This window comes from Psychrobacillus sp., from assembly GCF_056205495.1.
The window spans coordinates 1-1897 of the sequence record NZ_JBAEAP010000291.1 but is presented as its reverse complement, the minus strand read 5'-3'; the positions used below and the strand labels follow the sequence as shown (position 1 = coordinate 1897).

The window sequence follows — 1897 nt, the reverse complement described above, 5'->3', positions numbered from 1 at the left end:
TGTATAACCCTGTAAGTAAATACATCTCCTCAGTGCACCGTATAAATCGTCTAATCATTTATAGGATTCTTTAGGTCTTTAATTAATTTCATTCCATTCATAATTTTTTTTAAAGACTCCTTATCCTTCATCAGTCTACTCAAGTATAACAAAACATCAAATTCTTCTGGATCAGCATCATAATAAATCATACCTGGATCAATATAAGGTTTATAAATTATGTTACAAATCTCTTTACCTTCTATAGTTACATTAAAACATCTTTCTAAACTAGAAACATATTCATTTTTACAGACTATTTTGTCAGGACGAATCAAAAATGAATGATTATTATAGAAAAAATTTAACTCTTCATTTTCTACATAAATACCAACCACCTGACCATCCTCACTTACCCCTCCCACACCTTGTATTTCTCTATGTCTATTCTTATCTTCTATGATTGAATAATTGTTATGCTCGATTATAATGTACGACTCCCACTTCGAATAATTTTCCAATGTTATCATAAAACAGTGGCCCCCTATTAACGAATGATGTTACCTGCAATATCACCCTAATAATCACTTCCGTTTTATTCTAGTAAGGTATTTATTAGTTCATCCTTCTTTAATATAGCTTTGAATAATGAATAACCAAGTATCCTTTATAGTTTATGACTACTTATCATTCACCTACCCTAAAAGCTCCATGTCACAAATCCAAGTGTTTATTATAGATTTAAGTTGCACGGTTTCTTTTTTACATTCACTGTGGTGGTTCAAGAATATTTAAGTGCTTCTCAAGGATTTAGATTGATTGCTTGTCTTCAAAAGCTTACGAACCTTTTTCTCCGCCTTTTGCAATAGTTGCACCTCAATCCCACTCCCAAATGGATATGACTTAAACCAATATCTTTAATATTATCTCAACCACTCATGCAGTATTCGTCCACGTTCATCATAATCTGGGTATATGACATGGAATGTTGGAATTGCAAACTCACTATCTTTGTTATCCTTGTTTCCTTCCCAAAAGATTCCCAACCATTCTTCAAAATTCCGAACAACTTTCACGATAGATCTATTGTCTTGACCTATATAACCTATCCTATATTCATTATTAGGGATGCCTTCTTCACAAATGAATGCCCAATGATCATTTGAACTTTCTCCCCCATCGAACATCGTTAATGTTATAAGCCGAGCGGAATCTACGAATTCATTCGTCTCTTCTATCAAAACTTTTAATGGAAGGTCGTAAATTATTCGCTCTGATTTTCCAATAGCTCCACACGGAGATTTTTCATCTACCCCTCCTATGGGTTCCCATCCTAACAGCAAAATCCCGTTAGAAAAAGTCCTGAGAAATATTTTAAAGGATGAAGGAAGTGAGATTCCAAGTGATTCTTCAAACGAGGCAATTTCTGCTTCTGTAGCAACTCTGTATAGCTCCTGTCCAGGATATCTTTTTTTAAATCTATTGACGAAATCGCTTATTTTCATATAACTCCTCCACTATGATTTAAGAATTAGCTATATTAGGGCATAAAGTTCATGCATTTAATGTAAGCACAACCGAAATGGTGAAATCTTGATATATGGATTTAGATGTGTCTTATTAAATAAATAGAAAACTTACTCGGTACTTGGAAGCCCATTAATCTGTAAGAGATTACACAAAAATCTTTACAAAACTTTATATGATGACGTTAAAAGGTGCATGACCTGTTTCTGTATTCTTTAGTAATGTTGGTTTTCTAAAACGTAAACTAGTTTCCAATTTGAATATGGCGGTGTCTCCTTCCATTCCTATAAAAGATATATTAATCCACATGGGGGCTTTCGGGAAAAGTCCTCCTAAGACTCCAACAGCATCCTCTATTAATAGTCTTTTACCACCAATATTCTCTTTAGTT

2 protein-coding genes and 1 pseudogene are annotated in these 1897 nt (G+C 33.5%); all 3 read right to left on the bottom strand.

Annotated features, from left to right (window positions below):
- Positions 1-50: 50 nt before the first annotated feature.
- Positions 51-509 carry a hypothetical protein gene (locus tag AC06OU_RS08520; protein ID WP_475855201.1) on the bottom strand — a complete coding sequence of 153 codons (459 nt, stop codon included), beginning with the start codon at positions 507-509 and terminating at the stop codon, positions 51-53.
- A gap of 393 nt (positions 510-902) precedes the next feature.
- Positions 903-1484 carry an SMI1/KNR4 family protein gene (locus AC06OU_RS08515; RefSeq protein ID WP_475855200.1) on the bottom strand — a complete coding sequence of 194 codons (582 nt, stop codon included), beginning with the start codon at positions 1482-1484 and terminating at the stop codon, positions 903-905.
- 193 nt (positions 1485-1677) lie between these two features.
- Positions 1678-1897: pseudogene (locus AC06OU_RS08510) on the bottom strand (hypothetical protein); the annotation flags it as partial.

Excerpts from the sequence above, each read along its gene's own strand:
- AC06OU_RS08520 (WP_475855201.1), bottom strand. The coding sequence starts at position 509 with ATGATAACATTGGAAAATTATTCGAAGTGGGAGTCGTACATTATAATC.
- AC06OU_RS08515 (WP_475855200.1), bottom strand. The coding sequence starts at position 1,484 with ATGAAAATAAGCGATTTCGTCAATAGATTTAAAAAAAGATATCCTGGA.